The organism is Kribbella endophytica, assembly GCF_054781295.1.
This window is the reverse complement of sequence record NZ_BAAGUR010000005.1, coordinates 333,087-359,679: the sequence shown is the minus strand read 5'-3', so window position 1 is coordinate 359,679 and position 26,593 is coordinate 333,087. Positions and strand designations below refer to the sequence as shown.

Below are 26,593 nucleotides of genomic sequence, written 5' to 3'. Positions count from 1 at the left end.
AGCATGAAGGTTTCGCTCGGTACTTGGCCGACCCCGTTGGAGCCGGCGCCGCGCCTCGCGGCCACGCTCGGGCTGGCCGACCTGTGGTTCAAACGCGACGACCTCGGCGGTTTGGGGGCTGGAGGCAACAAAACCCGCAAGCTGGAGTGGACGCTGGGCGCGGCTCTGGCGGACGGCGCCGAGACTGTTGTCACGACGGGTGCGCCGCAGAGCAACCACGCGCGTCTGACCGCCGCCGCGGCGGCGCGGCTCGGGGTGAACGCCGTACTGGTGTTCCCTGGTGAAGCTGGTCAGTCGAGCTCGGGCAACCTCGCGCTGGACGGGCTGTTCGGCGCGCGCGTGGTCTGGGCAGGGGACCGGGACCGCGCTGTCGTGGCCGAGGAGATCGTTGCTGAGGCGGGCAAGGCCGCGCTGATCCCGTTCGGTGGATCGAGCGTGGTCGGCGCGCAGGGGTACGCCGAGTGCGCCCAGGAGCTGCTGACCCAGCTCCCGGACTTCACCACGGTGGTGGTCGCGCTCGGCTCCGGCGGGACGATGGCCGGCCTGGTTAGCGAGCTAGGCCCCGAGCGAGTCCTCGGCGTGGACACTGGCGCACTGCCAGACCCGCTGCCGGTCGTGGCCTCGATGTCCGGCGTACCAGCTGATGCTTTGCGAGTACGCCGGGAGCAGGTGGGCCCCGGCTATCCCCACTTCACCGAGGCCTCCGCCGCGGCCCTCACCCTGACCGCCCGCACCGAGGGCGTCGTCCTCGATCCCATCTACACCGGCCGAGCCATGGCCGGCCTGATCGAGGCCGCCAAGGACGGATCCCTCGGCGACCGCCCGATCTTCCTCCACACCGGAGGCCTCCCCGGCTTCTTCGGCAACCCCGCGGCCGTCACCTATGCGGAGGCCTTCCTCAGCTAGTGCGCGTGTGGGTCATCTTCCAGTTGGAGACCCAGGTCTGGCCGCCGTCGGTGGAGAAGAACTGTTCCCAGCGGGCCTGCCGGTCGCCGGGGGTCCACTGGAAGCGGACGTCGATGGGCTGGTCCTCCCAGACGTCCGGGCCCTCGAAGATGCCGACGCCGTCGGTGAAGGAGCCGATGACCGGGGTCTCGAGTCGGCCGCGCTGGCTGTTGATCCAGTGGATGGACCAGGTGCCGGTCGTCGGGTTGTAGACGCGGAAGGTCGCGCCCTGGAAGTTGAGCGTCGGGAACCAGCCCTCGTCGAAGCTGATCGCGCCGTCGAAGTACGTCCAGACCTGCATTTTCGACTCGACGTCGTACCACTCGGCCGGTTCGCCGAGGGCGGGCCGGCGGCGTTCGTTGTGCATGTCCCAGCTGCCGACCAGGAAGTCGAAGTCGCCGGTCACCTTCGGGATGTCGAGCGGCGGCGGCGCGGTCTCACGCCGGGTGAAGTCCATCGTCCAGTTGACCTCCCACGTCTCGCCGCCGTCGGCCGAGAACGACTGCTCCCAGTGCGCGGTGGTGTCGGTGATGTCCGACCAGCTGTAGCTCGCGAGGATCGGGTGGCCGTCGTGCGTGTCCTCGCCGACCAGCCAGCACGCGCCGTCCTTCCACTTTCCGCGCACCGGCGGGAACACCTCGTACGACGTGCTGTTCACCCAGTAGATCGACCACTCCTCGGCCTCCGGGTCGAACAGCCGCAGCGACAGCCCGTACGAGCCCTTGGTCGGGAACTGCATCTCGTCGAGGCTGATCGCGCCGTCGAAGTGCGTCCGCGCGCTGCAGGTGCCGGCGTACTCGTCCCACTCGTCGCTCCCGGTCAGCGGCTTGAGCAACTGCCGGTGCGCCACGTCGAAGTGCCCGTTCAGGAAGTCGAAATCACTGGTCGCTTTGGTCATGGGTCGAGCCTGACAGCAAAACCTGACAGGTCATGGCAGTGTTTTTTCGGCCGCCAGGAGTTCGCGACGTCGCTGGAGGCGGCGGGGTGCCTGCCAGCGCTCCAACAGGCCCGCTGCCCACGCCAGGGCGGCGATGATGCACCACCAGTTGCCGAGTGCGATGTTGACCAGGGCGATCAGCAGGTTGAGGCCGAGCACCAGCACCAAGCCCGTCCGGGCGCGTCGGAGGTTGCGGATCCGGAGGTCGAGGAGCTCGATGGCGACGGCGCGGACCTCCGGCTCGGTGGGGACGGGTCCGCCCCGCGCCGCGGCGCGGGCGAGCGTCCAGCCGGGCTCGGGGAGTCGTTCCAGGAGTGGACGGAGGTTGCGGCGGTACTGGCGGGATCCGACGGCGATCACGAGGCCGAACAGCAGTCCGACGGCGGCGCCGAAGACGACCGCGAGGGTGAGGGTGTCGCCGGACAGGACGATCAGGAGGGCGATCAGAGCGCCGACCGGCAGCCCGGTGAGCAGGACGAGCGCCCACACCGGTGCCATCAGGTACGCGCGCATCGGGCAAGGCTGGCACATCGCAGGGGCGGCCGGGATGGTGCAGGCGGAAACCTGACAGGGTGTGGCAGCGTTTCGGCGTACGCTCGGCGCATGCGTTCGAGTCGGTTGTTGTCGATTCTGTTGTTGCTGCAGACGCGGCGGCAGCTGACGGCTCGGGAGTTGGCGGACGAGCTGGAAGTCTCGTTGCGGACGATCTATCGGGACGTCGAGGCGCTCGCGGCCGCGGGGGTTCCGGTGTACGCCGATCAAGGGCGCGCGGGCGGGTATCGGCTGGTCGACGGGTACCGGACTCGGCTGACCGGACTGACCGAGCAGGAAGCGGCGGCGCTGTTCCTCGTCGGGATGCCGGGGCCGGCGGCGGCTCTCGGGCTGACGGCGGAGACGTCGGCGGCGGAGCTGAAGTTGCTGGCGGCGTTGGCGCCGGATCAGCGGGATCGCGCGGGGCGGCTGAAGAACCGGTTCTATCTCGACATGCCCGCGTGGTACTCCGACGCCGAGGACTCGCCGCAGCTCGCGCCGGTCGCGGAGGCCGTGCTGCACGACCGGCGGATCAAGGTGCTCTATCGCCGGTGGGAGGCGCCGCGCGAGGTCGAGCGGATGCTCGATCCGTACGGGCTGGTGCTGAAGAACGGGAGTTGGTACGTCGTCGCAGCTGCTGGGCAGGCGGTCCGGACGTACCGGGTGTCCAACATCCTCGAGCTGACGATCACCGAGGAGGAGTTCAGTCGGCCGGCTGGGTTCGATCTGGCGACGGTTTGGCGGGAGCATCTCGAGGAGTTCGATCAGCGGCGGTTCACCTCGTCGGCCGTCGTCCGTGTGTCGGCGAAGATGGTCGCGCGGTTGAAGGACGTGTCGTTTCCCGTGCTGGTGAAGGCGATGGAGGGCGTCGCGCCGGACGCCGACGGGACAGTGACGGTCGACGTGCCGATCGAGTCCGTGGGGAACGCGGCGTCGCAGTTCATCCGGTACGGCGACGAGCTGGAGGTGCTCGCGCCGGACGAGGTTCGGGCGGAGATCAGGCGGTTGGCGACGACGGTTGCCGCGCTCTATCCCGCGCCGCGATGATCAGGTCGTGCGGTACGGCGTACTGGGTGCGCCCTTGGAAGCCGGTCGTCGTACGGGCCGCGGTGAGGGAGTTGAGCAGCGCTTCCTCGACGGCTTCGAGCGTTGCCTGGAAGACCTCGCGGAGGTCCTGGTCGGGCATCGGTGATTGGTACGACGTGGCGAACGCGATCGCGTAGTCGCCGCTGCCGGGCGCGTAGTCCGAGCCGATCCGGCCGAGCGCGAAGATCGCCCGGCGAGCGATCCGGCCGAGCTGGCGCGCGTCGAGCGGGAGGTCGGTGGCGAGCACGATCATGCAGGAGTTGCCGTCGGGCTCGGGCTGTTGCGGCGCTGGGATCTGGGTGCCGAGGACTTGGAGGGTGCCGGAGAAGTTGCTTTGGACGAGTACGCCGATCGTGCCGGTGGGGAGTTGGCGGGACGACGTACCGATGCCTGCTTTGAAGCCGAGGGCTGAGGTGCCGGTGCCTGCTCCTGCGCAGCCTTCTTCGGGTTGGTCGGTGGAGGCTGATGTGAGGGCATCGAGGACGTGCTGCTCGGTGATCGGGCGGCGGCGGATGTCGGAGAGGTAGCCGTCGTTGGTCTCGCCGACCACTGGGTTGAGGCTGGTCGCGTGTGGGTCGCGGTCGAGCAGGTAGGTGAGCAGGGCGTCGGCGACGCGGAAGACCGAGAGGGTGCCGGTGAGCAGGATCGGAGTCTCCAGCCGACCGAGCTCGTCGACCTGCGTGGAGCCGACCAACTTCCCGTATCCGTTGCCCACAGCAACAGCCGCCGGGAGACCGCTGGTGACGTCGGCGGGGACGATCGCGGTGACCCCCGTCTGCAGGTCGCCGTCGGAGATGGTTGTCTGGCCGACAAGCACGCCTGGTACGTCGGTGATCGCGTTCAGCTCGCCCGTGGGCAGGCTCCCGATGACAACACCCAGGTCACGCGCTCTCGTCCGCATGCCCACTATCGTCGGTCAGATGAAGCTGCAACGCGTGGCCGGGCGGGTGTGGGTCTATCCGCACGATCCTGATCCGGAGGCTATTGGGGCTTCGGTGGGGGTGGTTGCCGATGAGCGTGGGTCTGTGTTGATCGATGCGGGGAACAGTCTGGCGCATGCTCGGGAAGTGCAGCGGGCGATCGCTGCCGAAGGGCTGCCGGAGGTGCGGTGGTTGGTTTACACGCATCATCACTGGGATCACACGTGGGGTGCTTCGGCTTGGGGGGAGGTTGAGGTGGTGGCGCATGCTTCGGCCGTGGGGATTTTGGCGGGGGAGGCTGAGCGGCCTTGGAGTCATCAGTACTTGCGGGACCAGGTGATCGACAACCCGAAGCTTGGGCCCAGTTTCCGGGCGCGGGCGCTCGCCGTACCGGACTTCTCCGAGTTGCGGATCGTGTTGCCGCACACAACGTTCGAGGAGACGTTGACGTTGCCGACCGGGGTGGAGCTTCGGTACGTCGGGGGCCGGCACGCGCCGGACTCGATCGTTGCTGTTGATCCCGAGTCGGACGTGATGCTGGTGGGGGACTGTTACTACCCGCCGCCGTTTCACCTGCGGACCGAGGAGGACACGACGGACTTCGGGATGGCCCGCAGGTTGCTGCGTGAAGGGCATGCGTACTACGTGGACTCGCACTCGGAGCCGCGGAAGATGCGGTCAGCGGGTGGCGGCGCCGTGGGGTTGGCCTGAGAGCTCGGCGAGTGCTGTCGCGACTGTGCGGGCGTTGGTCTGGAACTCCTCGTCGGGGACGGACGGGAGGATGTCGCCCCAGATCGACAGCAGCGGGCCGCGGAGTTGCATCATGCCGACCGGGCGCGCCATGAACCACACGTGGAAGTGCTCGCTGCCGTCGCCGAAGCGGCTGAAGTGCGTGCGGCCGACGCCCTCGATGCGGCGGATCGCGCCGGCTACACGCTGGATCATCGGGCCGAGGTCGGCGAGCAGTTCGGGGGAGAGGTTGTCGAGGCGGTAGTGCTCGCGTGGCTCCAGCAGGGCGACGATCGGGAGGCCGCTCGGCTCGAGCCCGGCCTTGAGCTGCCAGCGGTCGTCGCGCCAGATCACCGCCGAGTCCGGGCCGGTGCACGCGATGCACGGCTTGCCGCCCGGTTCGCCGGCGCGCGGCGGTTCGGGGAGGACCGGCTCGGCCAGCGGGACGACCTGGACGTCGCCGTCGAAGGCGAAGAACGGGCCGCCGAGCAGCGGTGCGGGCGACACGCGTTCGCCGTACGGAAGTCGCTGGTGGTAGGCGGTCGGGCGCAGGTTCATGCTCGAACTCTGCCTGCTCGCGGGCCCGGCCGTCACGGGTATTACCGTTTCCGGCATGGCGACCCAGGAACGGCCCGAGCTGGCCGAGGCGTTGGACCTGACCCAGCACCCGGAAGGCGGCTGGTTCCGCGAGACCTGGCGTTCGGAGGTGTCGTTCGAGCCGAGCGGGTACGACGGGGAGCGGGCGAGTGCGACCGCGATCTACTTCCTGCTCGCGCCGGGTGAGGAGTCGCGCTGGCACAAGGTGCGCTCGGCCGAGATCTGGCTGTGGCACTCCGGTGGGCCGCTGACCCTCGAGCTCGGCGGCGTCGGCGACGACCCGGAGCTGGCCGAGTCGATCACGCTCGGGCCGGACGTGAAGGCAGGCCAGCAGCCGCAGGCCGTCGTACCGGCCGGGGCCTGGCAGGCCGCGCGACCGGTCGACGACGAAGCGGTGCTGGTGTCGTGCATCGTGTCGCCGGGCTTCGACTTCGCCGACTTCACGCTGCGCTAAGCATCTAGATCAGAACAGTGGCCAGCGCCTCGTAGCCCGGCAGCAGATCCGGGCCTTCCTTGCCGAGCTGCTGGATGACGACCTGGTCGGCGCCGGCTTCGAGGTGGGCGTTCAGTCCCTCGGCGATCTCGACCGCCGTACCGTGCAGGACGAGCGCGTCGACCAGGTGGTCGCTGCCGCCGTTCTCGAAGTCGTGGTCGTGGTACCCGAGGCGCTTGAGGTTGCTCGTGTAGTTGGTGAGCTGCAGGTACCCGGCCAGGTAGTCGCGCGCGACCGAGCGCGCGATCTCCGGATCGGTCTCCAGCACGACCTTGTGCTCGGGCGCCAGCAGTACGCCGGCGCCGAGCGTCTCGCGAGCCTGCCGCGTGTGCTCGGGCGTCGTGAGGTACGGAAGCGCGCCCGCGGTCCGCGCGGCCGACAGCTTCAGCACCCGCGGTCCAAGCGCGGCCAGCGCCCGCCGATCGGTCGGGACCTTGGCGTCGTCGAGCGCGTCCAGGTAGTCGACGATCGTCTCGTACGGCGTCTTGTACTCACCCGTGCGCTCCGGATGCCCGATGCCGACGCCCAGGATGAAGCGGCCCGGGTGCTCCTCCTCCAACCGGTGGTACGACGAGGCAACAGCCGCCGGCTCGTCCTTCCACATGTTGACGATGCTGGTGCCGACCTTCACCTGATCGGTCGAGGCGAGCAGCACCTCGGCGTCGCGCAGATCGGCGTCGGGCGAGGCGCCGAGCCACAGCGCGCCGTACCCGAGCTGCTCGAGGCCGGAGGCGAGTTCAGGCCCCCACTTCTCCGCCTGGTGCCAGACCCCGAACCGTCCCAGATCGACCGCCACGTCGTGCTCCCTTCGTCTAACGATTCCCTTGGGGCAGCTCCGGGCGGAGAGCAGCCATTCCGGCGACACGAGCAAGTCTTCCTGTTACTCCTGCGTCACTCAACGATGATTGCGCAAGCAACGAAATCGGTGTGCCCGAAAGGTCTGCCACGGAAGGGGAACGGGGAGGAAAAGATTGCGTCAAGAATGGGGCTGAACGACCGGAAACGGGCTGCAACGGGACAACTTCGCGGGGCACTGTGACGTCTTAAGGAGGAGTGTGATCAACCCGCAGAACTCCCCGTCAGCGCGTCGTCACGAGACAAGACCAACCGCTGCAGTGGTATGGACCCTGCGGGCTTACACTCGCAGCGACTCGGCAGCACCAACCCCTCGACCGCCGGGCCGCGGACACAGCGTTGTGGGCCGCATTCCCTGGAGACGGAAGAAGGGCGAGCAGTGAAGGTCGGAGTTCCGAAGGAAGTCAAGAACCACGAGTACCGGGTGGCGATCACCCCGGCCGGGGTGCACGAGTTCGTGCGCAACGGGCACGAGGTTCTGATCGAGCAGGGAGCCGGTTCCGGTTCGCTGCTGCCGGACGAGGAGTTCGTCGCGGCCGGGGCACGGATCGTGCCGACCGCCGACGACGTGTGGGGCGAGGCCGAGCTGGTGCTCAAGGTCAAGGAGCCGGTGGCCGAGGAGTACCACCGGATGCGCCGGGACCAGGTGCTGTTCACCTACCTGCACCTGGCCGCGAGCCCCGAGACCACGAAGGCGCTGACCGACTCCGGCATCACCGGCATCGCGTACGAGACGGTCCAGCTCCCGGACGGGTCGCTGCCGCTGCTCGCCCCGATGAGCGAGGTCGCGGGCCGGCTCGCGCCGCAGGCCGGGTCGTACCACCTGATGGCCAACGGCGGCGGCCGCGGCGTCCTGATGGGCGGTGTCTCCGGCGTGCACTCGGCCCGGGTCGTCATCATCGGCGCCGGTGTGGCCGGGATGAACGCGGCGGCGATCGCGCTCGGCATGCAGGCCGAGGTGCAGCTGTTCGACCGCAACATCGCGCGCCTGCGGGACGCCGACCGGACGTACCAGGGCCACCTGCACACGGTCGCGTCGAACGCGTACGAGATCGAGCGCGCGGTACTCAACGCCGACCTGGTCATCGGCGCGGTCCTGGTCACCGGCGCGAAGGCGCCGAAGCTGGTCAGCAACGAGCTGGTCTCGCGGATGAAGCCGGGCAGCGTGCTCGTCGACATCGCGATCGACCAGGGCGGCTGCTTCGAGGACTCGCACCCGACCACGCACGCCGACCCGGTCTACAAGGTGCACAACTCGCTGTTCTACTGCGTGGCCAACATGCCGGGCGCGGTGCCGAACACCTCGACGTACGCGCTCACGAACGTGACCTTGCCGTACGCCGTGGAGCTGGCGAACCTCGGCTGGCGGGAGGCGCTGAAGAACGACCACAGCCTCGCGCTCGGCCTGAACACCTTCGACGGCCAGGTCACCTACGGCCCGGTCGCCGAGGCGCACGACCTCGACCAGCTGAAGCTCGACGAGGTCCTTGTCTGACCCACCGGGCAGACTGCTCCACATGAGTGACATCGGGCGTGGGGTCGGTGCGTACCTCGACCATCTGACGGTCGAGCGCGGACTGGCCGCCAACACCCTGGCGTCGTACCGGCGGGACCTGCGTCGGTACGACGAGTACCTGGCCGGCGCGGAGATCACGTCGCTCGGCCGGATCTCCGAGGCGGTGGTCGGTGACTTCCTGATGCGGTTGCGGGAAGGCGACGCCGACCACCCGCCGCTGACCGCGTCGAGCGCGGGACGCACGGTCGTCGCGGTCCGCGGGTTCCACAAGTTCTGCCTGCGCGAGGGGCTGACCTCGATCGACCCGGCCGGCGCGGTGAAGCCGCCGGTCCCGCCGCAACGGTTGCCCAAGGCCCTGTCCGTCGACGAGGTGACCCGGATCCTGACCGCGGCCGCCGGCGCCGAGGCCGAGCCCGCGGTGCTCGCGACGCGTGACGCCGCGTTGCTGGAGTTCCTGTACGGGACCGGCGCGCGGATCTCGGAGGCGGTCGGGCTCGACGTCGACGAGGTCGATCTCGAGTCCGGGCAGGTGCTGCTGCGCGGCAAGGGCAGCAAGGAACGCGTCGTACCGGTCGGGTCCTACGCACGCGACGCGTTGTCGGCGTACCAGGTTCGCGGACGGCCGGATCTCGTCGCGCGAGGTCGTGGCACGCATGCGCTGTTCCTCAACGCGCGCGGCGGCCGGCTGTCGCGGCAGAGCGCGTGGACGGTACTGCGCAGGGCGACGCAGCGGGCCGGGATCAGCAAGGAGATCTCGCCGCACACGCTGCGGCACTCGTTCGCGACGCATCTGCTCGACGGCGGCGCCGACGTACGGGTTGTGCAGGAGCTGCTCGGGCACGCGTCGGTGACGACGACGCAGGTCTACACGCTCGTCACGGTCGACAAACTCCGTGAGGTGTACGCGACCTCGCATCCGCGCGCCTTAAGTTGAGCGGGTGACCGACAAGAGCCCTGAGGACCGGCACGCGAGCTGGCTGGAGCTGTTCTTCGACCTGACCGTGGTCGCGGCCGCGGCGCAGATCGCGCACCGGCTGCACGGCGCCGAGAGCATCGGACAGGTCGCCGCCTGCGCCGCGATGTTCTACGCGATCTGGAGCGTCTGGACGACGACCAGCGTGTACGCGAACGTCGCCGGCGAGCGGACGCGGCAGCGCGCCGTACTGCGAACGATGCTCGGGATCGCCGTGATGGCCGCGGCCGTGCCCGGGGTGTTTCCGGAGCTCCTGCCCGGTGAGCATCACGACGCACCCGAGGGTCGTACGACGGTGTTCGTGGTCGCGTTCCTGATCTGCCGGACGATCGCGGCCCGCTCGGCCGCGCGGGACGGGCAGGTGGTCGCGTTCTGGCCGGCCACGCAGTCGATCATGGCGACGCCGTGGGTGGTGTCGCTGTTCGTGCCGGAGACGATCGCGTACTGGCTGTGGGGCGTCTCGATCGTCGTCGACATCGCGTTCTCGATGCTCGGCGCCAGCAACCCGCGCTCGGTCGAGGAGATCACCAAACGGGCCCGGCAGCGCCAGGAGCAGAACCAGCAGCGCGAACAGCGCCGGCTTGCCCAGCTGATCCGGCGCGGCGTCTCGCCGGACCGGCTGCCGTCGCCGCAGGCCAACCTGCTCTCGGTCGCCCAGGTCGAACGCGGTCACCTCGACGAACGGCTCGGCCTGTTCGTCATCATCGTGCTCGGCGAGGCGCTGGCCCAGGTCGTTGCCGCGAACACCGAGCTCGACTGGACTCCGGCGGTGATCGCGTCGTCACTGGCCGGCTTCCTGATCCTGGTGCAGCTGTGGCAGCTGACCAGCCTGTACGGGTTCACGCCCGCTCCTCGGCGTACGGCGTCGCTCGAACCGTGGCAGGCGCTGCCCGCGCACCTCGGCGTCACCGCGTCGATCGTCGCGATCGCGGCCGGCTTCGGCGGACTGATCCCGGCCGCCGCCGAGCATCTGCACACCAAGGACCGCTGGTTCGTCTTCGGCGGACTCGCGCTGTACGTCGTCACGAGCGTCGTCGCCGCGCTGTTCGGGCGGGCGCCGCTCAGGTGGTACCTCGGCTGGGCGGTGCCGAGTCTGCTGGTCCTCGCGGTGGCCGCGGTCTTCGGGCACCCGCTGCCCGCGTGGTCGCTCGCGCTGATCGCGTACGGCGTACTGGTGTGGTTCTCGGCGTACAACAAACTCGTCGACACGCGCACCGAGGGTCGTTGATCGGCCGCGATCGACGGTGTGCAATCATCCATGCACGGTCGGTCACCTTTCTCCGGTGATCGGCCTGCTGTGGAATGCCGACCGGAAACAGCCCGACCCGGCTGCGGAGTGGCCGCTTGAGAGTGCTTGAATGCACGCTTACAGTCGCTGGGATCGCCCGTATCGGTTGAAAGGTTTGACGAGTCATGAACGAGTCGACATTCCCGGGCACCCAGCACCACGACCAGCACCAGTACGTGACGCCGTCGACGGAACCGATGTCGCCGGCGCCAGCACCGAGCCACGCACCGAGCACGGAACCGGGCAGCACCGAACACCGCGACCCGGAACCGAGCACGACGCCGCAGGAGCCGCCGGCCACCGCCGACCCGAGCCAGCAGCGTCCGATCATCCCGAACAACTATGCGGAGATGCCCCGGCCGACGGCCAAGCTCACCGCGGAGGACATGGCACCTGTGAATGACCCGCACGGCCCGAGGCACAAGATCGGGCCGACCGGACGGCCGCTTCCGGATCTGCCGGAGGTGCTGCCGCCGACCCGTCGCGGGCCGGCGCAGGTGATCGCGATGTGCAACCAGAAGGGTGGCGTCGGCAAGACCACGACGACCATCAACCTCGGGGCCGCGATCGCCGAGACCGGGCGCAAGGTGCTGCTGATCGACTTCGACCCGCAGGGCTCGGCCTCGATCGGGCTCGGCGTGCAGCCGCACGACCTGGAGCTGTCGGTCTACAACCTGCTGATGCAGCGCGACATCCGGCCCGACGAGGTGATCCGGGCGACCAAGGTCGAGAACCTCGACCTGCTGCCCGCCAACATCGACCTGTCCGCGGCCGAGGTGCAGCTGGTCCAGGAGGTCGCCCGGGAGTACACGCTGCAGCGCGTGCTCGAGCCGCTCATCCCGCACTACGACGTGATCCTGATCGACTGCGCCCCCTCGCTCGGCCTGCTCACCGTGAACGCGCTGACCGCGTCGCACGGCATCGTCGTACCGCTGGAGTGCGAGTTCTTCGCGCTGCGCGGCCTGGCGATGCTGACCGACACGATCGCCAAGGTGCAGGACCGGCTCAACCCGAAGCTGGAGATCGTCGGCATTCTCGGCACCATGTTCGACGGGCGCACCACGCACGCCCGGGAAGTGCTCGACCGGGTCGTCCAGGCCTTCGACGAGCGCGTCTTCCACACCGTCATCCGGCGTACGGTGAAGTTCCCCGAGACCACGGTCGTCGGCGAACCGATCACCACGTACGCTCCCTCGTCCCAAGCGGCTACCCAGTACCGCGACCTTGCCAAGGAGGTGCTGGCGCGTTGTCCCGCCGGGTGAGCCTGCCAGGTGCCAGCGAGCTGTTCGGGGGTGCGGCACCGAAACAGACCCGACCCGAGAAGCGCACCGCCACCGACGGACCGGCACTGTCCGACCGACCGGCCTCCACCGGCCGCGCCCGGACCGCCGTCGTCGAGGACCGCAAGTCCAGTGGCCGGATCCGGCACGACACGAAGATCACCGTGTACGTGACGGAGGAAGAGCTGCTCGGACTCGAACAGACCAGACTCGCGCTCCGCGCCGAGCACGGCCTGACGGCCGACCGCGGCCGGATCGTCCGCGAGGCGATCGACGTGCTGCTGGCCGACTTCGTCGACCACGGTCCCGACTCGGTGCTGGTGCAGCGGCTCCGGGCTGCCGCGGAGTAGGTCCGTCATGGCCGACACCTCGACGGACGTGCCGATCGACCTGCCGGAGGGGGAGTCGTCCTCCGGCAAGGGGTTCAGCGTCCACCTGGTCAACTTCGAGGGGCCGTTCGACCTGCTGCTGCAGCTGATCAGCAAGCACAAGCTCGACATCACCGAGATCTCGCTGTCGAAGGTCACCGACGAGTTCATCGCCTACATCAAGGCGCTGGGCTCGGAGTGGGACCTCGACCAGACCTCGGAGTTCCTGCTGATCGCGTCGACGCTGCTCGATCTCAAGGCGGCGCGGTTGCTGCCGCAGGGTGACGTCGAGGACGCCGAGGATCTGGCGCTGCTGGAGGCGCGCGATCTGCTGTTCGCGCGGCTGCTGCAGTACCGGGCGTTCAAGCAGATCGCCGCGTTGATCCAGCAGCGGGTGGCGGAGGAGGGGCTGCGGTTCCCGCGGGCTGTCGGGATGGAACCTCGGTACGCCGAACTGCTGCCGGAGGTGCTGCTCGGGGTCACTCCTGAGCAGTTCGCGGCGTTGGCGGCGGCGGCGATGGCGCCTCGGACGATCATTCCCGAGGGTGTTTCGCTGGCGCACCTGCACTCGCCGGCGGTGACGGTGCGCGAGCAGGCGGCGATCATCATCGAGCGGTTGCGGCTGCAGCGGACGACTACGTTCCGGACGTTGGTCTCTGACTCGCCGGACACGGTGACTACGGTTTGCCGCTTTCTGGCGTTGCTGGAGCTGTTCCGCGAGGCGGCGGTGACGTTCGAGCAGGTGACGCCGTTGGGTGAGCTGACGATCCGCTGGACCGGAACCGACGAGGGCGAGATCGCCGTCGGCGACGAGTTCGACGAGGTGACGCCGCCGGAAGACGGTGAGGGCGAGGCGCCTGAGGTGACCGACGACCACATCACCGCGTTCATCGCCGAGGGTGAGTCGCTCACCGAGGACGAGCCTGAGTCTTTGCCTGAGCCCACCGAACAAGCCCCGACCGAGACGGCGGACCAGTGAGCGATTCCCACAACCCCACCACCGATGCTCTGGACTCGGTCACCAGCACGGAGACCCCGGTCGACCAGCACGACGAGGTGGACACCGAGTCGACCGAGCCCGCCGCTGTCGAGGGCGAAGACTTGGAAGCAAGCGAGCCAACGGGAGCAGTCGACGCTGTCGAGGGCGAGGACTTGGATTCAAGCGGGCCAACGGGAGCAGTTGATGCTGTCGAGGGCGCGGACTTGGATTCGAGCGAGTCGGCTCAAGTACCGGCGCCCGACTCCGGCTCGGATGCTGCTGAGGAGTTGCTGCTGCAACTGGAGGAAGAGCCGGCCGCGGGGGAGGTCGTCATTGACGACGTCACCATGCGGCGGGCGTTGGAAGCGATTCTGATGGTGACCGACGAGCCCTTGCCTGCTTTGGTTCTGGCTCGGGCCGTGGGGCGTCCGGTGGGCGACGTGACCGAGGCGCTGAAGGCGCTGGCGGGCGAGTACACCGAGCAGGGTCGTGGGTTCGACCTGCGCGAGGTCGGCGGTGGCTGGCGGTACTACACGCGGCCCGCGGAAGCGCAGTACGTGGAGAAGTTCGTGCTCGACGGGCAGCAGGCGCGGTTGACGCAGGCGGCGCTGGAGACGCTCGCGGTGGTCGCGTACAAGCAGCCGGTCAGCCGGGCGCGCGTCTCGGCGATCCGCGGCGTCAACGTCGACGGCGTGATGCGCACGCTGATCAGCCGCGGCCTGGTCGAGGACGCCGGCGCGGACACCGAGTCCCAGGCGACGCTGTACCGGACCAGCTCTTACTTTCTGGAGCGGATGGGTATGCAGACTCTGGACGACCTGCCGGAACTCGCCCCTTACCTGCCGGAGATGGACGACATGGAAGAAGAGCTCGCCGCCCAGAACGCCCCGACCGCGGAAGCTGTCGGTACGCCGGAGTCCGACGAGGCGGTGACCTCTGACGTCGGTGCCGCGGGGATCGACGGAGACTTGAGCAGCACAGAGAACCCCCAGCTCGATCTCGAGCACGAAGAGCCCGACCTGGAGCCGGCCGAGGAGCTGGAGGCCGGTGGGGACACCGAGCTGGACCAGGAGGAGGCCGACCCGGCCGAGATTCCTGAGACCGGCGGTGACGCCGAGGACGACACCGACGACTCCGACGACGACTCCGACGATGACGACGGCGAGATCGTCGTACCGGAGGACGAGGACGAGGACGAGGACGACCTGGTCGACGACGACAGCGACGACGACGAGGACGACGATCTGCTGGAGTCGGCCGAGGAGCTGACCGGCGAGCGAACGGCAGGCGACGTCAGCGACGCCGAGCAAGCGCAGTACCGTGTCCGTAGTGATGACTGAAGACAACGGGATCCGGCTGCAGAAGGCACTCGCGCAGGCGGGCGTCGCGAGCCGGCGGAGTGCGGAGCTGCTGATCGAGCAGGGCCGGGTCGAGGTGGACGGCTCGGTCGTCACCGAGTTCGGCACGCGGGTCGACCCCGCGGTGTCGGTGATCCGGGTCGATGGTGAGCGGATCCCGCCGACCAGCGCGCACGCGTACCTGGTGCTGAACAAGCCCCGCGGCGTCGTCACCACGATGGCCGACCCGCAGGGCCGGCCGTGCATCGCCGACTACGTGCAGGACCGCGAGGAGCGGCTGTTCCACATCGGCCGGCTCGACACCGACACCGAGGGCCTGCTGCTGCTCACCAACCACGGTGAGTTCGCGCACCGGCTCGCGCACCCGTCGTACGAGGTGAGCAAGACGTACGTCGCCGAGGTCGACGGCAACGTCAAGCCCGTCGTGCTGCGCCGGCTGCTCGACGGCGTCCACCTCGAGGACGGCGAGGCCCAGGCCGACACCGTCAAGGTGACCGCCGAGATCAAGGGCCGCACCCTGATCCAGATCACCCTGCACGAAGGCCGCAACCGCATCGTCCGCCGCATGTTCGACGCGGTCGGCCACCCGGTCAAGCGCCTCACCCGCACCGCCATCGGCCCGGTCCGCCGAGGCAACCTCCACACCGGCGAGCTCCGCGAGCTCGACCCCAAGGAACTCGGCCAGCTCCTCGACCTCGTCGACCTCTAAAGAGCCCGGTCGAAGAACTCGCGGACCAGTTCCCGTACGGCGCTGACGGCGTTCGGCTTGTCGCCGACGAGTTTGGTGCGGTTGGCGGGGGTCATCAGGCCTGCAGCGACCAGCTGTGGGGCGATGGGTGCGTAGTCGGTGAAGGCCCAGTGGTTGGCCTGGTGGAGTTGCGTACGGCGTACTGGGCCTCCGTGGGACTGGAGTGCCGACCAGGTGTGGTCGAAGCGGGGGTTGGTGTAGCCGTCGGTGCCGGCCAGGAGGAGCGGCTTGCGGGTGCCTTGCTGGGCGATGGGGTAGAGCGAGCCGTCGGCGAGGTCCAGGTAGCCCTCGAGGTTGGCGGCGCAGCGGATGCGAGGGTCCTCGTGCATGGACTGGGCCGCGGTGGCGCCACCGGCGGAGTGGCCGTAGGTGCCTACTCGGCGGAGGTCGAGGGTGCGGTGGAGGTTGCGGGGGAGCGGGCGGCCTGAGGCGTCCGGGTTGTGGCCGGCCGCGAGGCGGTGGAGTTCGTCGAGGACGAAGTGGGTGTCGGCGAAGCGGGTGGTCATCATCGTGCGGTTGAGGACCGGGTCGGTCTGGACGTCGGGGGTGATCTCGATGACGCGCGGTGGGCGGCCGGGGAAGTCGACCTCGCTGGTTTCACCGGGGTGGTCGATGGTGACGACGACGTAGCCGTGGCTGGCCAGGTCCTCGGCGAGGGACGTGCCGATGGTGCGTGGGTCGGCGCCGCCGGGGCTGTAGAGGAGGACGGGTCGTCGTACGGGCAGAGCAGGAGCTTCGGCGTACGAGTGGGTGCGGGTCCTTGCCCAGTCGACGCCTGTCGACGGGAGCTCGGGGTGGAGGACGCCGGCATCGAGGCCAGCGAAGATCGCGGCCGCCACAGGAGTCAGGTGAGGGGCGAGCGGGTAGCCGCGGGTGGTCGCGGCCGGATAGTAGAGCGTGGTCATCAGCTCACGGGTTGTTGCCGCGTTCCACGGATCGCCGCGGCTCGTGTCGATCAGGTGCAGTGTCGTCGTACCGATGTGGTGTGGTCCGGTTGGCTTCGGGAGGCGGAGGGTGAAGGTGCTCAGGGCCGAAGCGGGCAAGGCTCCGGCGAGGGGTGCGGACGCGGTCGCGGCGATGAAGGTTCGTCTCCTCATGAGTACGACGTTGGCAGCCGCAACCATCGTGGTCACTGCTGTCGGGCAGACCTCCACCGAAGATCCACCGGCCGCCGGAAAGCGCTCTCGAACCAGGGGCGGTTGACATCAAAGGGATAACGCGGCGAAACGCCGCGCCTGAGACAGGGCACGGATGTCGGAGGGGCGCCGTAGTGTGGGTGATGTGAACCGGCGAATCTTCGGCTTGGAGAACGAGTACGGAGTCACCTGCACTTTTCGCGGTCAGCGCCGACTGACCCCCGATGAGGTGGCGCGGTACTTGTTTCGGCGAGTCGTGTCCTGGGGGCGGAGCAGCAACGTCTTCCTCCGCAACGGGGCCCGGCTCTACCTCGATGTGGGCTCCCACCCGGAGTACGCCACCGGCGAGTGCGACTCGGTCACCGACCTGATCGCGCACGACAAGGCCGGTGAGCGGATTCTCGAGGGCCTGCTGGTCGACGCCCAGAAGAGGCTGCACGACGAGGGCATCTTCGGTGACGTCTACCTGTTCAAGAACAACACCGACTCGGCCGGCAACAGCTACGGCTGCCACGAGAACTACCTGGTCAGCCGGCACGGCGACTTCGCGAAGCTCGCCGACGTGCTGATCCCGTTCCTCGTGACCCGGCAGCTGATCTGCGGCGCGGGCAAGGTGCTGCAGACGCCTCGTGGCGCGGTGTACTCCGTGTCCCAGCGCGCCGAGCACATCTGGGAAGGCGTCTCCAGCGCGACGACGCGGTCCCGCCCGATCATCAACACCCGCGACGAGCCGCACGCGGACGCCGAGCGGTTCCGCCGGCTGCACGTGATCGTCGGCGACTCGAACATGTCCGAGACCACCATGCTGCTGAAGGTCGCCAGCACGGACCTGGTGCTGAGGATGATCGAGGCCGGCATCGTGATGCGCGACCTGACGCTGGACAACCCGATCCGCGCGATCCGCGAGATCAGCCACGACATGACCGGCCGCCGCGAGGTCCGGCTGGCCAACGGCCGCGAGGCCAGCGCCCTGGACATCCAGGGGGAGTACCTGTCGAAGGCACGCGACTTCGTCGACCGTCGAGAGCTCGGTACGCCGGCTGTCGAGCGGGCGCTGAACCTGTGGGAGCGCTGCCTCAAGGCGATCGAGTCCGGCGACCTGTCCGGTATCGAGCGCGAGATCGACTGGGTGATCAAGTACCGCCTGATCGAGCGCTACCGCGCGCAGAACAACCTCGGCCTGGCCAGCCCGCGGGTCGCCCAGCTCGACCTGGCCTACCACGACATCCACCGCCCGCGCGGGCTGTACTACCTGCTCGAGCGCAAGGGCGCCGTCACCCGCGTCGTCGACGACCTGCGGGTCTTCGAGGCCAAGTCGGTGCCGCCGCAGACGACCCGCGCGCGGCTGCGCGGCGAGTTCATCAAGCGCGCGCAGGAGCGTCGCCGCGACTTCACCGTCGACTGGGTGCACCTGAAGCTCAACGACCAGGCGCAGCGCACGGTGCTGTGCAAGGACCCGTTCAAGTCGCACGACGAGCGGGTCGAGAAGCTCATCGCCAGCATGTAGAAATCGGGCCCGGTACGACCGCGTACCGGGCTACGGTTTGTCGCGTGATCAGACTTGGATATCCGGTGGTCGGGGTTGCCGATGTCGTGGTGGCCTCGACCTTTTGGACTGCCGCGCTGGATCTCGTGGAGAGCCCCGAGTGGGCGCGCGACACCTGGCGGACGCTGGTACGGCGTACCGACGGCGAGCGCGTGCTCGGGCTGATGCGGAGCGATTCGCCGGCCGAGAAGCACCCGCGCATCCACCTCGACGTACTGGTGGACTCGACCGCCGAGCAGGAGACCGAGGTCGAGCGGCTGGTCGGGCTGGGCGCGCAGCGGGTGGAGTGGGACAGTTACCCGCCGGACCCGGACTTCGTCGTACTGGCGGATCCGGACGGGAACGTGTTCTGCGTCGTCGACCTGAGCCGGGCGCCGTCGGGATCTTGACGCTGCTCGCTCCGTCCGCGCGGACGGAGCGTCACTCGTCGCCGCGGCGCTTCCCGCCGGACGGTTCATCGGGCGCGAACTTCATTCCGAGCGCGGCGGTGGCGATCAGGGCCAGGCACGCGATGATCGCGAAATTGTCACCCATCATCCCGTGCGGGGTCTTGATCGCCGGCCTGATCAGCAGCGACATGATCAGCAGACCGATGCCGATCCGCAGCAGCACCCTGGCCGCCATCCTCGTCATGACGGAACCTGCGATCGCGTCGGTCGAGCGCTCGCCTCGTCGGCAGCGAGGTGCTTCAGCGGTGGGATCTCGTCGGAGAAGAAGCAGGCGGTCCGGTGTCCCGAGCCGAGGTCGACGAGCGGCGGAGCCTCCTTGCGGCAGACGTCCTGGACCAGCGGACAGCGGTTGGAGAAGACGCATCCCTTCGTCGCGGGCTCGCCGGTCAGACGCTCGGAGCCGCCGCCCTCCGCGTCTCGCTTGCGCACCAGCACCGGGTCCGGTACGGGGATCGCCTGGAGCAGCATGTGCGTGTACGGGTGGCTGGGCGTCTTGATCAGTTCCTCGACCGGGCCTTCTTCGACGATGTGGCCGTAGAACATCACCGCGATGCGCCCGCCCTGCGCGAAGTACCGGACCACCCCGAAGTCGTGGCTGATGAACACGAATCCGATGCCACGGTCGCGCTGGAACGAGAGCAGCAGGTCGAGGATCGCGACGCGCATCGACACGTCCAGCATGCTGGTCACCTCGTCGGCGACGATCAGCTTCGGCTGCAGACTGATGGCCCGGGCGATCGACACCCGCTGCCGCTGGCCACCGGACAACTGGTGGGGGTAACGCTGCAGGAACTCCGGCGTGGCGTCCAGCCCGACCTGCCGCAAGAGCTCGATCATCTCCGCCTGGACGGTCCGCCGGTTCGCCAGCTTGTGCCGCAGGATGCCCGGCGCCAGCGTGCTGCCGATCGTCAGTCCCGGATTCAGCGAACCGTACGGATCCTGATGCACCATCTGCACGCGACGCCGCCAGTCCTTGCGCCGTTTGCCCCGCAGGCTTGCGATCTCGCTGCCCTCGAAGGAGATGCTGCCGCTGCTGGGTTCGTGCAGTCCGGCGATCAGCCGGCCCAACGTGGTCTTGCCACAGCCGGACTCGCCCACCAAGGCCACGATCTCGCCTTCCTTGGTGGACAGATCGACATTGTGCAGGACCGGCCGGCCGGTGCCCGTGTCGTAGGTGTGCGTCACGTTCCGCACGTCGAGCAGGCTCATGCCTTCGACACCTCCATCGGTACGACGTCGCGATTCACGACGTGGCAGGCCACGAGGTGGCCATGACCGTCGCCGAGCAGTGGGGGTTCGGTGTGCCGGCAGAGGTCCTCCGCCAAGCGGCACCTCGGAGCGAACCGGCAGCCGGCCGGCAGGTCGGCGAGGTTCGGCACCGCGCCGCCGATCGGCCGGACCGTGAGGCCGGCGTCCAGCACGCTCGGAATCGCGTTGATCAGCGCCTCGACGTACGGATGCCGGCGTTCGGCCTTGAAGATCTCCTCGACCGTCCCGGTCTCGACCAGACGCCCGGCGTACATCACCGCGACTCGGGTGGCCACCTCGGCGACGACCGCAAGGTCGTGCGTGACGAAGACGATCGTCACCCCGAGGTCGCGGTGAAGATCCTTGAGGATGTCGATCACCAGCCGCTGGTTGAGCACGTCCAGCGCCGTGGTCGGCTCGTCCAGGATCACGACGGACGGCTTCAGCAACAAGGCGACGGCAATCGCCACCCGCTGCTTCATCCCGCCGGACAGCTGGCTCTCGAACGCCTTCCAGATCCGCTGCGGTGGGAGCTGGACGAGCTCGAGAAGGTGCTCGAAGTGCCGTCGGCCCGCCTTGAGATCCGGGAACACCTCGGGATGCGCCTGCAGGATGTGGTTCACCTGAGCGCCGATGGTCACGACCGGGTTGAACGCGTTCATCGCGCCCTGGAAGACCATCGCCAGTTCGGCCCCGCGCAGTGCGTTGAGCTCGCGCTTCGACATCGTGACCATGCCACGTCCCCGGAACCTGATGTCGCCACCGACGACCCGGCCCGGTTGCGGCACGATCTGCAACATCGAGTACGCCAGGGTGGACTTGCCACAGCCCGACTCGCCGACCAAGGCGTAGACCTCGCCGGCCGCGACCGAGAGGGTGACGTTCTCGACGGCGCGCACCGAGCCGGCGCCGTCGCCGAAGGCGACCGTCAGGTCGTCGATCTCCAGCAGGGTCTGGTCGTCTGTGCTCACGCTGTTCACTGGACACGCAGCCTCGGGTTGAACACGCTGTCGAGCGCGCGGGAGAAGAACACGAACGCGACCTGCAGGATGACGATCGCGGCCATCGGGGAGAACAGGTAGAACGCGCTGTCGGTGGTGTACAACGCTCCTTGGGCCATCGCCAGATTGATCATGATGCCCCAGTTGTTGCCGCTGATCGGAGCGATGCCGAGCAGGAACAGGCCCACGGACGCGTAGATGGCCCCGGTGATGGCCAGCAGGAAGTGGATCGCCACGTACGGCCCGACGTTCGGAAGCAGTTGCCGTCCGACCATGTTGCCGAGCGAGACGCCCTGGAGTTTGGCGGCTTCGACGAACTCCCTGCTCCGCAGACTCATGGCTTGGGACCGGATCGCCCGGGCCAGCCCCGCCCAGGCGGTGATCGACAGGATGAGGGCCAGCACGACCGGGTTGGTGGTGCTGATCACGCTGGCGAGGACGATGATCAGCGGCAGGCCGGGGATGGTGAGGAAGATGTCGGTGATCCGCATGATGACCGTGTCGGCCACTCCACCGACGTACCCCGTCAGCAGGCCGATCGCCACGCCGACGAAGACCGTGATCACCGCGGACAGCACGCCGACGATCATGATCGGCCGGGTGCCCACGATGATCTGGGACAGGACGCCCTGGCCGAGGGCGTCAGTGCCGAGCGGGTGCTGCAGGGACGGAGCCAGGTACGCCTGGCTCGCGTCCTGCTCGTTGCCCACCTCGACGAAGACCGGGCCGAAGACCGCTGCCAGGCAGTAGATCAGCACGATCGCTCCGCCGATCAGGGCCCCCTTGTCGTGGCGCAGGATCCGCCACAGGTCGCTGAGGAATCTCATGCCATCGAACCTCCTGCCGGCAGCACTTCCTGATCGGGGTCGGCGGGCTGGTCGGCGGCGCGGGCGCGGGCGGCCGGATTGGCGATCCGCGGGTCGACCAACGGGTAGAGCAGGTCGACCAGGAGATTGGTGATGATCACCGACACGGTGATCAGCACGAAGCAGCCCATCATCAACGAGTAGTCGCGCTGACCGACCGACTGGATCATGTAGAACCCGATCCCCGGGTACTGGAAGTAGGTCTCGATGAACACCGAGCCGCCGAACATGAAGCCCACGGACAGGGCCAGCTGCGTGACCATCGGCAGCATCGAGTTGCGCCCGACGTAGGACTGGGTGATCCGCCGATCGCTCAGTCCGCGGGACTCGGCCGCCCGAACGTACTCGGCGCCGAGCACCGAGACCGCGCTGCCCTTCATGCCGAGGGCCCAGCCACCGAACGACGTGATCACCGACGCGGCGATCGGCAGGATGGCGTGGTAGAGCACGCTGAGCATGTACGGGCCGTTGAACCCTGGCGTGACGTCGATCCCGTAGGCGCCACCGGACGGGAACACCTGGTAGACGCTGGTGAGGACGTAGAGCAGCGCGATCGCCACCAGGTAGCTCGGAATCGCGCTCAGAAAAGAGACGACGAAGGTCAACGACTGGGAGAACCGGCTGCTCTGGAAGGCGGCCATCATCGCCCCGACCGCGATCCCGATGACGAAGCTGATGATCAGCGACACGGCCACCACCATGATCGTCCAGGGCAACGCCTCGGCGATCACCGCTACCACGGTCGTGCCCGGGTTGGTGATCGGGCGGCCGAGGTCGCCGCGGACCGCGCCCCACACGTACCGGAGGTACTGCTCCCAGACCGGAGCGTCCGGCGTCACGCTGTAGACGGCGTTGATCCGTTGCTGGATCTCGACCTCACTCAGGCCGCCCTGCATCCGCAACTGGGACTCCAGCGCCGCCATCGGGTTGCCGGGCATCAGCCGGATCATGAAGAACGACAGGGAGATGACGATGTAGATGATCAGCAACGACATCGCCAGTCGTTTCAGGATGTAGGAAACCATCAGCGCCTTCCGGGGTCGGGGCGGTACCGGTCGGCACCGTGGGAAGGTGCCGACCGGGCAGTGCAGGTCCTACTTGGGAGTGATGTAGCCCTGCTGCATCGCCAGCGAGAGGCCGCCGTTCATGTCCGCGCTGATGATGTCCCAGAGTTCACTGGTCTTGTTCTCGCCCAGGGGCGGCCAGTTCGTGAACTCCTTGGTGGAGAACGGGAACTGGTAGACCTTGGTCGCGTACCAGATGTAGGGCACCTCGTCGTTGACCAGTTGCGCCCAGTTCCACACCTGCTTGTTCATCTCGTCGCCCGGTTCGACGGTGCGGACCTGCTGGTCGATGGTGCTGGCCACGTCGATGTCACCGAGACCGGGAACGTTCTTCTTCGGGCCGAAACCGATCCCACGCTTTCCGGCGTAGTTGCCCTGGCGCGTGAAGTTGTATCCCGGGCCGAGCAGGAAGTTGTACATCCCGAGCGGGTTGTTGCCGCCGACGAACGCCATGCCCGCCTGGAAGTCACCGTTGTGCTGATCGGCGTCCTGCTGTGCCCCTGAGGTCGCGTTCACCTCGGACTTGATCCCGAACGCGGTCAGCGCCTTGGCCGCGGAGTTGAACGACGTGACGATGTCGGTGGTCTCGGCGTTGGCGGTGAACGTGAGCGTGAACGGTTTGCCGTCCGGCTTGATCCACTGATCGCCCTTCTTGGTGAAGCCCTCGCCCTGCAGCAGTCCGGTCGCCTTGGCCAGGTCGACCGGGTACTTGTTCAGCTTCGCGATCTGCTCCGGCTTGAGGTAGATCTCCTCGAGCGTCGGTGAGATGCCGGTGTTGACCTCCTTCCAGGTTCCACCGGCCGCGTCGTCGGTGCCGTAGGCCGCCTCGCTGATCTGCTGGCGCGGAATCACGTACGCGAGTGCCTGGCGGACCGCTTTGGAGTCGAGTGGCTTCTGGTTGCTGTTGAAGGCGATGGTGAACCCGAACCCGAGCGGGAGCGCCGTGTTGGACTCCGGCGTCGTCTTCCAGCGGTTGAGGATCGGCGGCGGCATGTACACGTTGGACAGGTGCACGTTGCCGCTGAACAGCTGCGGGTAGACGGTCTGCGTGGATCCGTTCAGGTACCGGATGCCGGCGAACTTGATCTTGTCCGCGTCCCAGAAGTCGTTCCACTTGACCAGCTTGGCTTCCTTGGTGGTGATGTTCTCCAGCTGGAACGGCCCGTTGCCGATCAACTTGTCGACCTTCATCGCGGCCAGGTCCTTGAACGCGTCACCCATCCGCTTGGACTCGGCCAGCTTCGTGGCCTGCTCCGGACTCTGCTGCAGCGTGCGGAAGTACTTGATCACGTCCTGCTTCAGCTGGTCGGTGACGAGCTTGCCGTACACGCTGGACGGGAACGGGCGGATCGAGTTCAGGATGTCCAGTTTCGCCAGTGACTCCGGCTGCCCCTTCTTGAGAGTGAAGGCGACCGTCTTCTCGTCGACCACGGCCACGTCGGTGATGTCGTTCCAGAAGCCGTCGCCGCGGAGCCCGTTCAGGATGGCGGTGTCGTGCAGATCCTTGCTCGTCACCGCGGTGCCGTCCTGCCACTTCGCGTCGTCGCGCAGGTGAACGTTGAGCTTGCCGTTCTCGACCGCCCACTTGTCGGCCAGCTGCGGGATGAACTCGGTCAGGCTCGGAGATTTCACGAGCGCCAGCCGCATCGAGATGAAGTCGTTCTGGATGCCGAGCTGGTTCACGTTGTACGGGTTGTAGGACCACGTCGTGCCCCAGCTGCAGCACGGGAAGAACGTGAGGAACTTGCTGGAGTCGCCGGCCGCGGTGCCGCCGGAGTCGCCGCCGGAGTTCCCGCCGGCGCTTCCCCCGCCCGCCGTACCGGCGGTGCAGGCCGCCACCAACGTGACCACCAGGCAGGCCGAGAGCAGGGCCAGCAGGCGCTTTCGGGCGCGACAGAGTACTCGCGGCAACATCATCGTTGATCCTCTCGACCGGGGCGGGCGTCGGATCCCGATCTTGTCTAGGCCGAGAGAGTTAGTAAAGAGGATGGGGAAAGTAAGTTGTTCACAAAACGGCCACATTTGTTCGCGAAGCGGACATGCCCGATCGCTGATCGTGACGCTGGTGCCGGTGGCCGGACCGTACCTGTCGACGTTGCGTGACGTGACCGAAGAGTGACGCAGGTGGCTGATCCGTGGCTTGGTCGTGCCCGCTAGTGTGGGCGCGTTCATGGCCGTCCAGCAGGCGCGGGGTCCGCGCCGGGAGATTTTGAGGTGCTTTGTTCGTGCGCAAGCTGCTGAGTGTCGTCGCGGTGATCGCGCTGGGGTCGTCCCTGGCCGCCTGCGGCTCGGAGTCCGGCGGGAGCAAGGATTTCGGCGCCGCCGGAGTCAAGGTCGAGTCGGAGTTCGGCAAGAAGCCGACCATCACCCACCGCGACGGTGAGCCGGACAAGACCCTCGTCACCGAGGTCCTCAAGGAGGGCGACGGCGCTGAGGTCAAGAAGGGTGAACTGCTCACCGCGAACTACCTCGGCCAGATCTGGCGTGACGGCAAGGTCTTCGACAACTCCTACGACCGCGGCGCGCCGTCGTCGTTCCCGATCGGCGTCGGCGGCGTCATCGCCGGCTGGGACGAGGGACTGGTCGGCAAGAAGCTCGGCAGCCGCGTGATGATGTCGATCCCGGCCGACAAGGGCTACAAGGAGCAGGGCAACGAGCAGGCCGGCATCAAGGGCGACGACACGCTGATCTTCGTCGTCGACCTGGTCGCCGTGGCCGCCAACGACACCAAGCTGGACGCCGAGCCGGTCGCGGCTCCGGTCACCAAGTTCAAGGTCACCGGTGAGCTGAACGCCGAGCCGAAGGTGACCGTCCCGGCCGGGTCGAAGCCGCCGGCCAAGCCCGGCAAGCCGGTCGTCATCGCGACGGGCAAGGGCAAGCCGGTCGACAAGGCCAGCACCGTCGTCGCGCGGTACGTGATCTTCGACTACGCCGGTAAGAAGCAGGCGAGCACCTGGGACGGCCAGCAGGGCCAGGCCGGCGCTCCCGCCGAGCTGCAGGTCGGCCCCGGCCCGACAGGTCAGGCCGGCGCGCTCGACGGACTGGCCGGTATCCCGGTCGGCAGCCGCGTGCTCGTCGAGCTCCCGCCGTCGAAGGACGACAAGGGCAAGACGGTCAACGCCTTCGCCGTGATCGACCTGCTGAACAACTTCCCGGCGGGCAAGCAGCAGTAAGCACGTCGACTGCCGTGAAGGGCCGACTCCTCTCGAGGGGTCGGCCCTTCGTCATGCCCGGCGGAACCACTTGCTCGTGTCGCGGTGGAAGGTGAGCGCGAGGGCTGTGACCACCGCGAGGACGTGGGCGGTTCTGAAGGCAGCCTCGACGGCGAACAGGGCCGTGGGGGAGAGGTCGCCGAGCGAGTGGTCGGTCAGCCAGGTGATCGGGCCGATCAGGAGACTGGCCATGCCGATCGTGCCGAGCAGACTGGCGAGCACCCAGCGGGACCACGGAACGCCGTAGCGGAAGTAGCGGTCGATGACGACGAACAGGCCGCCGTACAGAATTGTGCGCAAGGCGACCTGGGCGACCAGGCCGAGCGCGGGAGCGCCGTCGTGGATCGCGAGGGTCAGGCCGAGGATCGACTCGGCGACGCCGGCGCCGACGGCCAGGAACCAGGCGCCGGTCGCGGCGCGTGCGGTCAGCGGTGAGGTGCGGACGGCGACACGAGTACTTTCCATACT

General features: G+C 68.1%; 28 protein-coding genes. 15 read left to right on the top strand and 13 right to left on the bottom strand.

Annotated elements, in window-relative coordinates; translation table 11 throughout:
- The first annotated feature begins 3 nt into the window (after positions 1-3).
- Positions 4-906, top strand: a complete 903-nt coding sequence (locus ACYVIO_RS37685; protein ID WP_460655779.1) for a pyridoxal-phosphate dependent enzyme — start codon at positions 4-6, stop codon at positions 904-906.
- Here ACYVIO_RS37685 and ACYVIO_RS37680 read toward each other — a convergent pair.
- Both ACYVIO_RS37680 and ACYVIO_RS37675 read right to left on the bottom strand, forming a co-directional pair.
- Positions 899-1,843: a hypothetical protein gene (locus ACYVIO_RS37680; RefSeq protein WP_460655778.1), complete on the bottom strand. Its 945-nt coding sequence runs from the start codon at positions 1,841-1,843 to the stop codon at positions 899-901. The genes ACYVIO_RS37685 and ACYVIO_RS37680 overlap by 8 nt on opposite strands.
- 30 nt (positions 1,844-1,873) lie before the next feature.
- A complete protein-coding gene (locus ACYVIO_RS37675; protein ID WP_460655777.1) occupies positions 1,874-2,395 on the bottom strand; it encodes a hypothetical protein in 522 nt (173 codons plus the stop codon).
- Positions 2,396-2,485: 90 nt separating this feature from the next.
- Between ACYVIO_RS37675 and ACYVIO_RS37670 the strand changes: the two genes are divergently transcribed.
- Entirely contained in the window at positions 2,486-3,460 is a 975-nt protein-coding gene (locus ACYVIO_RS37670) for a helix-turn-helix transcriptional regulator (protein WP_460655776.1), read from the top strand.
- On the opposite strand, the gene ACYVIO_RS37665 is transcribed toward ACYVIO_RS37670, so the two are convergent.
- On the bottom strand, positions 3,411-4,400 hold the full coding sequence (locus ACYVIO_RS37665) for a P1 family peptidase (RefSeq protein ID WP_460655775.1): 990 nt from the start codon (positions 4,398-4,400) through the stop codon (positions 3,411-3,413). The two genes, ACYVIO_RS37670 and ACYVIO_RS37665, sit on opposite strands and share 50 nt — an antisense overlap.
- Before the next feature lie 19 nt (positions 4,401-4,419).
- On the opposite strand from ACYVIO_RS37665, the gene ACYVIO_RS37660 reads away from it, so the two are divergent.
- Positions 4,420-5,130: an MBL fold metallo-hydrolase gene (locus ACYVIO_RS37660; RefSeq protein WP_460655774.1), complete on the top strand. Its 711-nt coding sequence runs from the start codon at positions 4,420-4,422 to the stop codon at positions 5,128-5,130.
- On the opposite strand, the gene ACYVIO_RS37655 is transcribed toward ACYVIO_RS37660, so the two are convergent.
- Complete coding sequence (locus tag ACYVIO_RS37655) at positions 5,098-5,706, bottom strand: hypothetical protein (RefSeq protein ID WP_460655773.1); 609 nt, start codon at positions 5,704-5,706, stop codon at positions 5,098-5,100. The two genes, ACYVIO_RS37660 and ACYVIO_RS37655, sit on opposite strands and share 33 nt — an antisense overlap.
- A gap of 55 nt (positions 5,707-5,761) precedes the next feature.
- Between ACYVIO_RS37655 and ACYVIO_RS37650 the strand changes: the two genes are divergently transcribed.
- Complete coding sequence (locus ACYVIO_RS37650; RefSeq protein ID WP_460655772.1) at positions 5,762-6,199, top strand: cupin domain-containing protein; 438 nt, start codon at positions 5,762-5,764, stop codon at positions 6,197-6,199.
- A 4-nt stretch (positions 6,200-6,203) separates the two neighbouring features.
- Here ACYVIO_RS37650 and ACYVIO_RS37645 read toward each other — a convergent pair whose 3' ends face one another.
- Positions 6,204-7,034, bottom strand: a complete 831-nt coding sequence (locus tag ACYVIO_RS37645) for an LLM class F420-dependent oxidoreductase (protein ID WP_460655771.1) — start codon at positions 7,032-7,034, stop codon at positions 6,204-6,206.
- A gap of 438 nt (positions 7,035-7,472) precedes the next feature.
- On the opposite strand from ACYVIO_RS37645, the gene ald reads away from it, so the two are divergent.
- From ald to ACYVIO_RS37605, 8 genes are all read left to right on the top strand, one after another.
- A complete protein-coding gene (gene ald / locus ACYVIO_RS37640) occupies positions 7,473-8,588 on the top strand; it encodes an alanine dehydrogenase (protein ID WP_460655770.1) in 1,116 nt (371 codons plus the stop codon).
- Between the two features lie 22 nt (positions 8,589-8,610).
- Complete coding sequence (gene xerD / locus ACYVIO_RS37635; RefSeq protein ID WP_460655769.1) at positions 8,611-9,543, top strand: site-specific tyrosine recombinase XerD; 933 nt, start codon at positions 8,611-8,613, stop codon at positions 9,541-9,543.
- Positions 9,544-9,547: 4 nt separating this feature from the next.
- The gene (locus ACYVIO_RS37630) at positions 9,548-10,810 is read left to right on the top strand and encodes a low temperature requirement protein A (RefSeq protein WP_460655768.1); all 1,263 of its coding nucleotides are present in this window, start codon (positions 9,548-9,550) and stop codon (positions 10,808-10,810) included.
- A 446-nt stretch (positions 10,811-11,256) separates the two neighbouring features.
- On the top strand, positions 11,257-12,132 hold the full coding sequence (locus ACYVIO_RS37625; RefSeq protein ID WP_460655838.1) for a ParA family protein: 876 nt from the start codon (positions 11,257-11,259) through the stop codon (positions 12,130-12,132).
- Positions 12,129-12,500 (top strand): hypothetical protein, encoded by a 372-nt coding sequence (locus ACYVIO_RS37620; RefSeq protein ID WP_460655767.1) that lies wholly within the window; start codon positions 12,129-12,131, stop codon positions 12,498-12,500. The genes ACYVIO_RS37625 and ACYVIO_RS37620 overlap by 4 nt, the downstream gene beginning before the upstream one ends.
- A gap of 7 nt (positions 12,501-12,507) precedes the next feature.
- Positions 12,508-13,497: a segregation and condensation protein A gene (locus tag ACYVIO_RS37615; protein WP_460655766.1), complete on the top strand. Its 990-nt coding sequence runs from the start codon at positions 12,508-12,510 to the stop codon at positions 13,495-13,497.
- Complete coding sequence (gene scpB, locus ACYVIO_RS37610) at positions 13,494-14,837, top strand: SMC-Scp complex subunit ScpB (RefSeq protein ID WP_460655765.1); 1,344 nt, start codon at positions 13,494-13,496, stop codon at positions 14,835-14,837. Before ACYVIO_RS37615 ends, scpB begins: the two co-directional genes overlap by 4 nt.
- A complete protein-coding gene (locus tag ACYVIO_RS37605; RefSeq protein ID WP_460655837.1) occupies positions 14,830-15,564 on the top strand; it encodes a pseudouridine synthase in 735 nt (244 codons plus the stop codon). Before scpB ends, ACYVIO_RS37605 begins: the two co-directional genes overlap by 8 nt.
- Here ACYVIO_RS37605 and ACYVIO_RS37600 read toward each other — a convergent pair.
- Positions 15,561-16,700 carry an alpha/beta hydrolase family protein gene (locus tag ACYVIO_RS37600; RefSeq protein WP_460655764.1) on the bottom strand — a complete coding sequence of 380 codons (1,140 nt, stop codon included), beginning with the start codon at positions 16,698-16,700 and terminating at the stop codon, positions 15,561-15,563. The two genes, ACYVIO_RS37605 and ACYVIO_RS37600, sit on opposite strands and share 4 nt — an antisense overlap.
- A gap of 184 nt (positions 16,701-16,884) precedes the next feature.
- Between ACYVIO_RS37600 and pafA the strand changes: the two genes are divergently transcribed.
- Positions 16,885-18,246 (top strand): Pup--protein ligase, encoded by a 1,362-nt coding sequence (gene pafA / locus ACYVIO_RS37595; RefSeq protein ID WP_344179240.1) that lies wholly within the window; start codon positions 16,885-16,887, stop codon positions 18,244-18,246.
- 44 nt (positions 18,247-18,290) lie between these two features.
- Entirely contained in the window at positions 18,291-18,674 is a 384-nt protein-coding gene (locus tag ACYVIO_RS37590) for a VOC family protein (RefSeq protein ID WP_460655763.1), read from the top strand.
- A gap of 31 nt (positions 18,675-18,705) precedes the next feature.
- Here the strand turns inward: ACYVIO_RS37590 and ACYVIO_RS37585 are convergent, their stop codons facing one another.
- The 6 genes from ACYVIO_RS37585 to ACYVIO_RS37560 form a co-directional block, all read right to left on the bottom strand.
- Complete coding sequence (locus ACYVIO_RS37585; RefSeq protein WP_460655762.1) at positions 18,706-18,918, bottom strand: hypothetical protein; 213 nt, start codon at positions 18,916-18,918, stop codon at positions 18,706-18,708.
- Positions 18,915-19,943, bottom strand: a complete 1,029-nt coding sequence (locus tag ACYVIO_RS37580; RefSeq protein ID WP_460655761.1) for an ABC transporter ATP-binding protein — start codon at positions 19,941-19,943, stop codon at positions 18,915-18,917. The genes ACYVIO_RS37585 and ACYVIO_RS37580 overlap by 4 nt, the downstream gene beginning before the upstream one ends.
- Positions 19,940-20,953 (bottom strand): ABC transporter ATP-binding protein, encoded by a 1,014-nt coding sequence (locus tag ACYVIO_RS37575; RefSeq protein WP_460655760.1) that lies wholly within the window; start codon positions 20,951-20,953, stop codon positions 19,940-19,942. The genes ACYVIO_RS37580 and ACYVIO_RS37575 overlap by 4 nt, the downstream gene beginning before the upstream one ends.
- Positions 20,954-20,958: 5 nt before the next feature.
- A complete protein-coding gene (locus ACYVIO_RS37570) occupies positions 20,959-21,810 on the bottom strand; it encodes an ABC transporter permease (RefSeq protein WP_460655759.1) in 852 nt (283 codons plus the stop codon).
- Entirely contained in the window at positions 21,807-22,874 is a 1,068-nt protein-coding gene (locus ACYVIO_RS37565; RefSeq protein ID WP_460655758.1) for an ABC transporter permease, read from the bottom strand. Before ACYVIO_RS37565 ends, ACYVIO_RS37570 begins: the two co-directional genes overlap by 4 nt.
- A 69-nt stretch (positions 22,875-22,943) precedes the next feature.
- A complete protein-coding gene (locus ACYVIO_RS37560; protein WP_460655757.1) occupies positions 22,944-24,830 on the bottom strand; it encodes an ABC transporter substrate-binding protein in 1,887 nt (628 codons plus the stop codon).
- Between the two features lie 308 nt (positions 24,831-25,138).
- On the opposite strand from ACYVIO_RS37560, the gene ACYVIO_RS37555 reads away from it, so the two are divergent.
- Positions 25,139-26,086, top strand: coding sequence for an FKBP-type peptidyl-prolyl cis-trans isomerase (locus ACYVIO_RS37555; protein WP_460655756.1), 948 nt, complete (start codon positions 25,139-25,141; stop codon positions 26,084-26,086).
- Between the two features lie 51 nt (positions 26,087-26,137).
- Here the strand turns inward: ACYVIO_RS37555 and ACYVIO_RS37550 are convergent, their stop codons facing one another.
- A complete protein-coding gene (locus ACYVIO_RS37550; protein WP_460655755.1) occupies positions 26,138-26,590 on the bottom strand; it encodes a hypothetical protein in 453 nt (150 codons plus the stop codon).
- Positions 26,591-26,593: the final 3 nt, after the last annotated feature.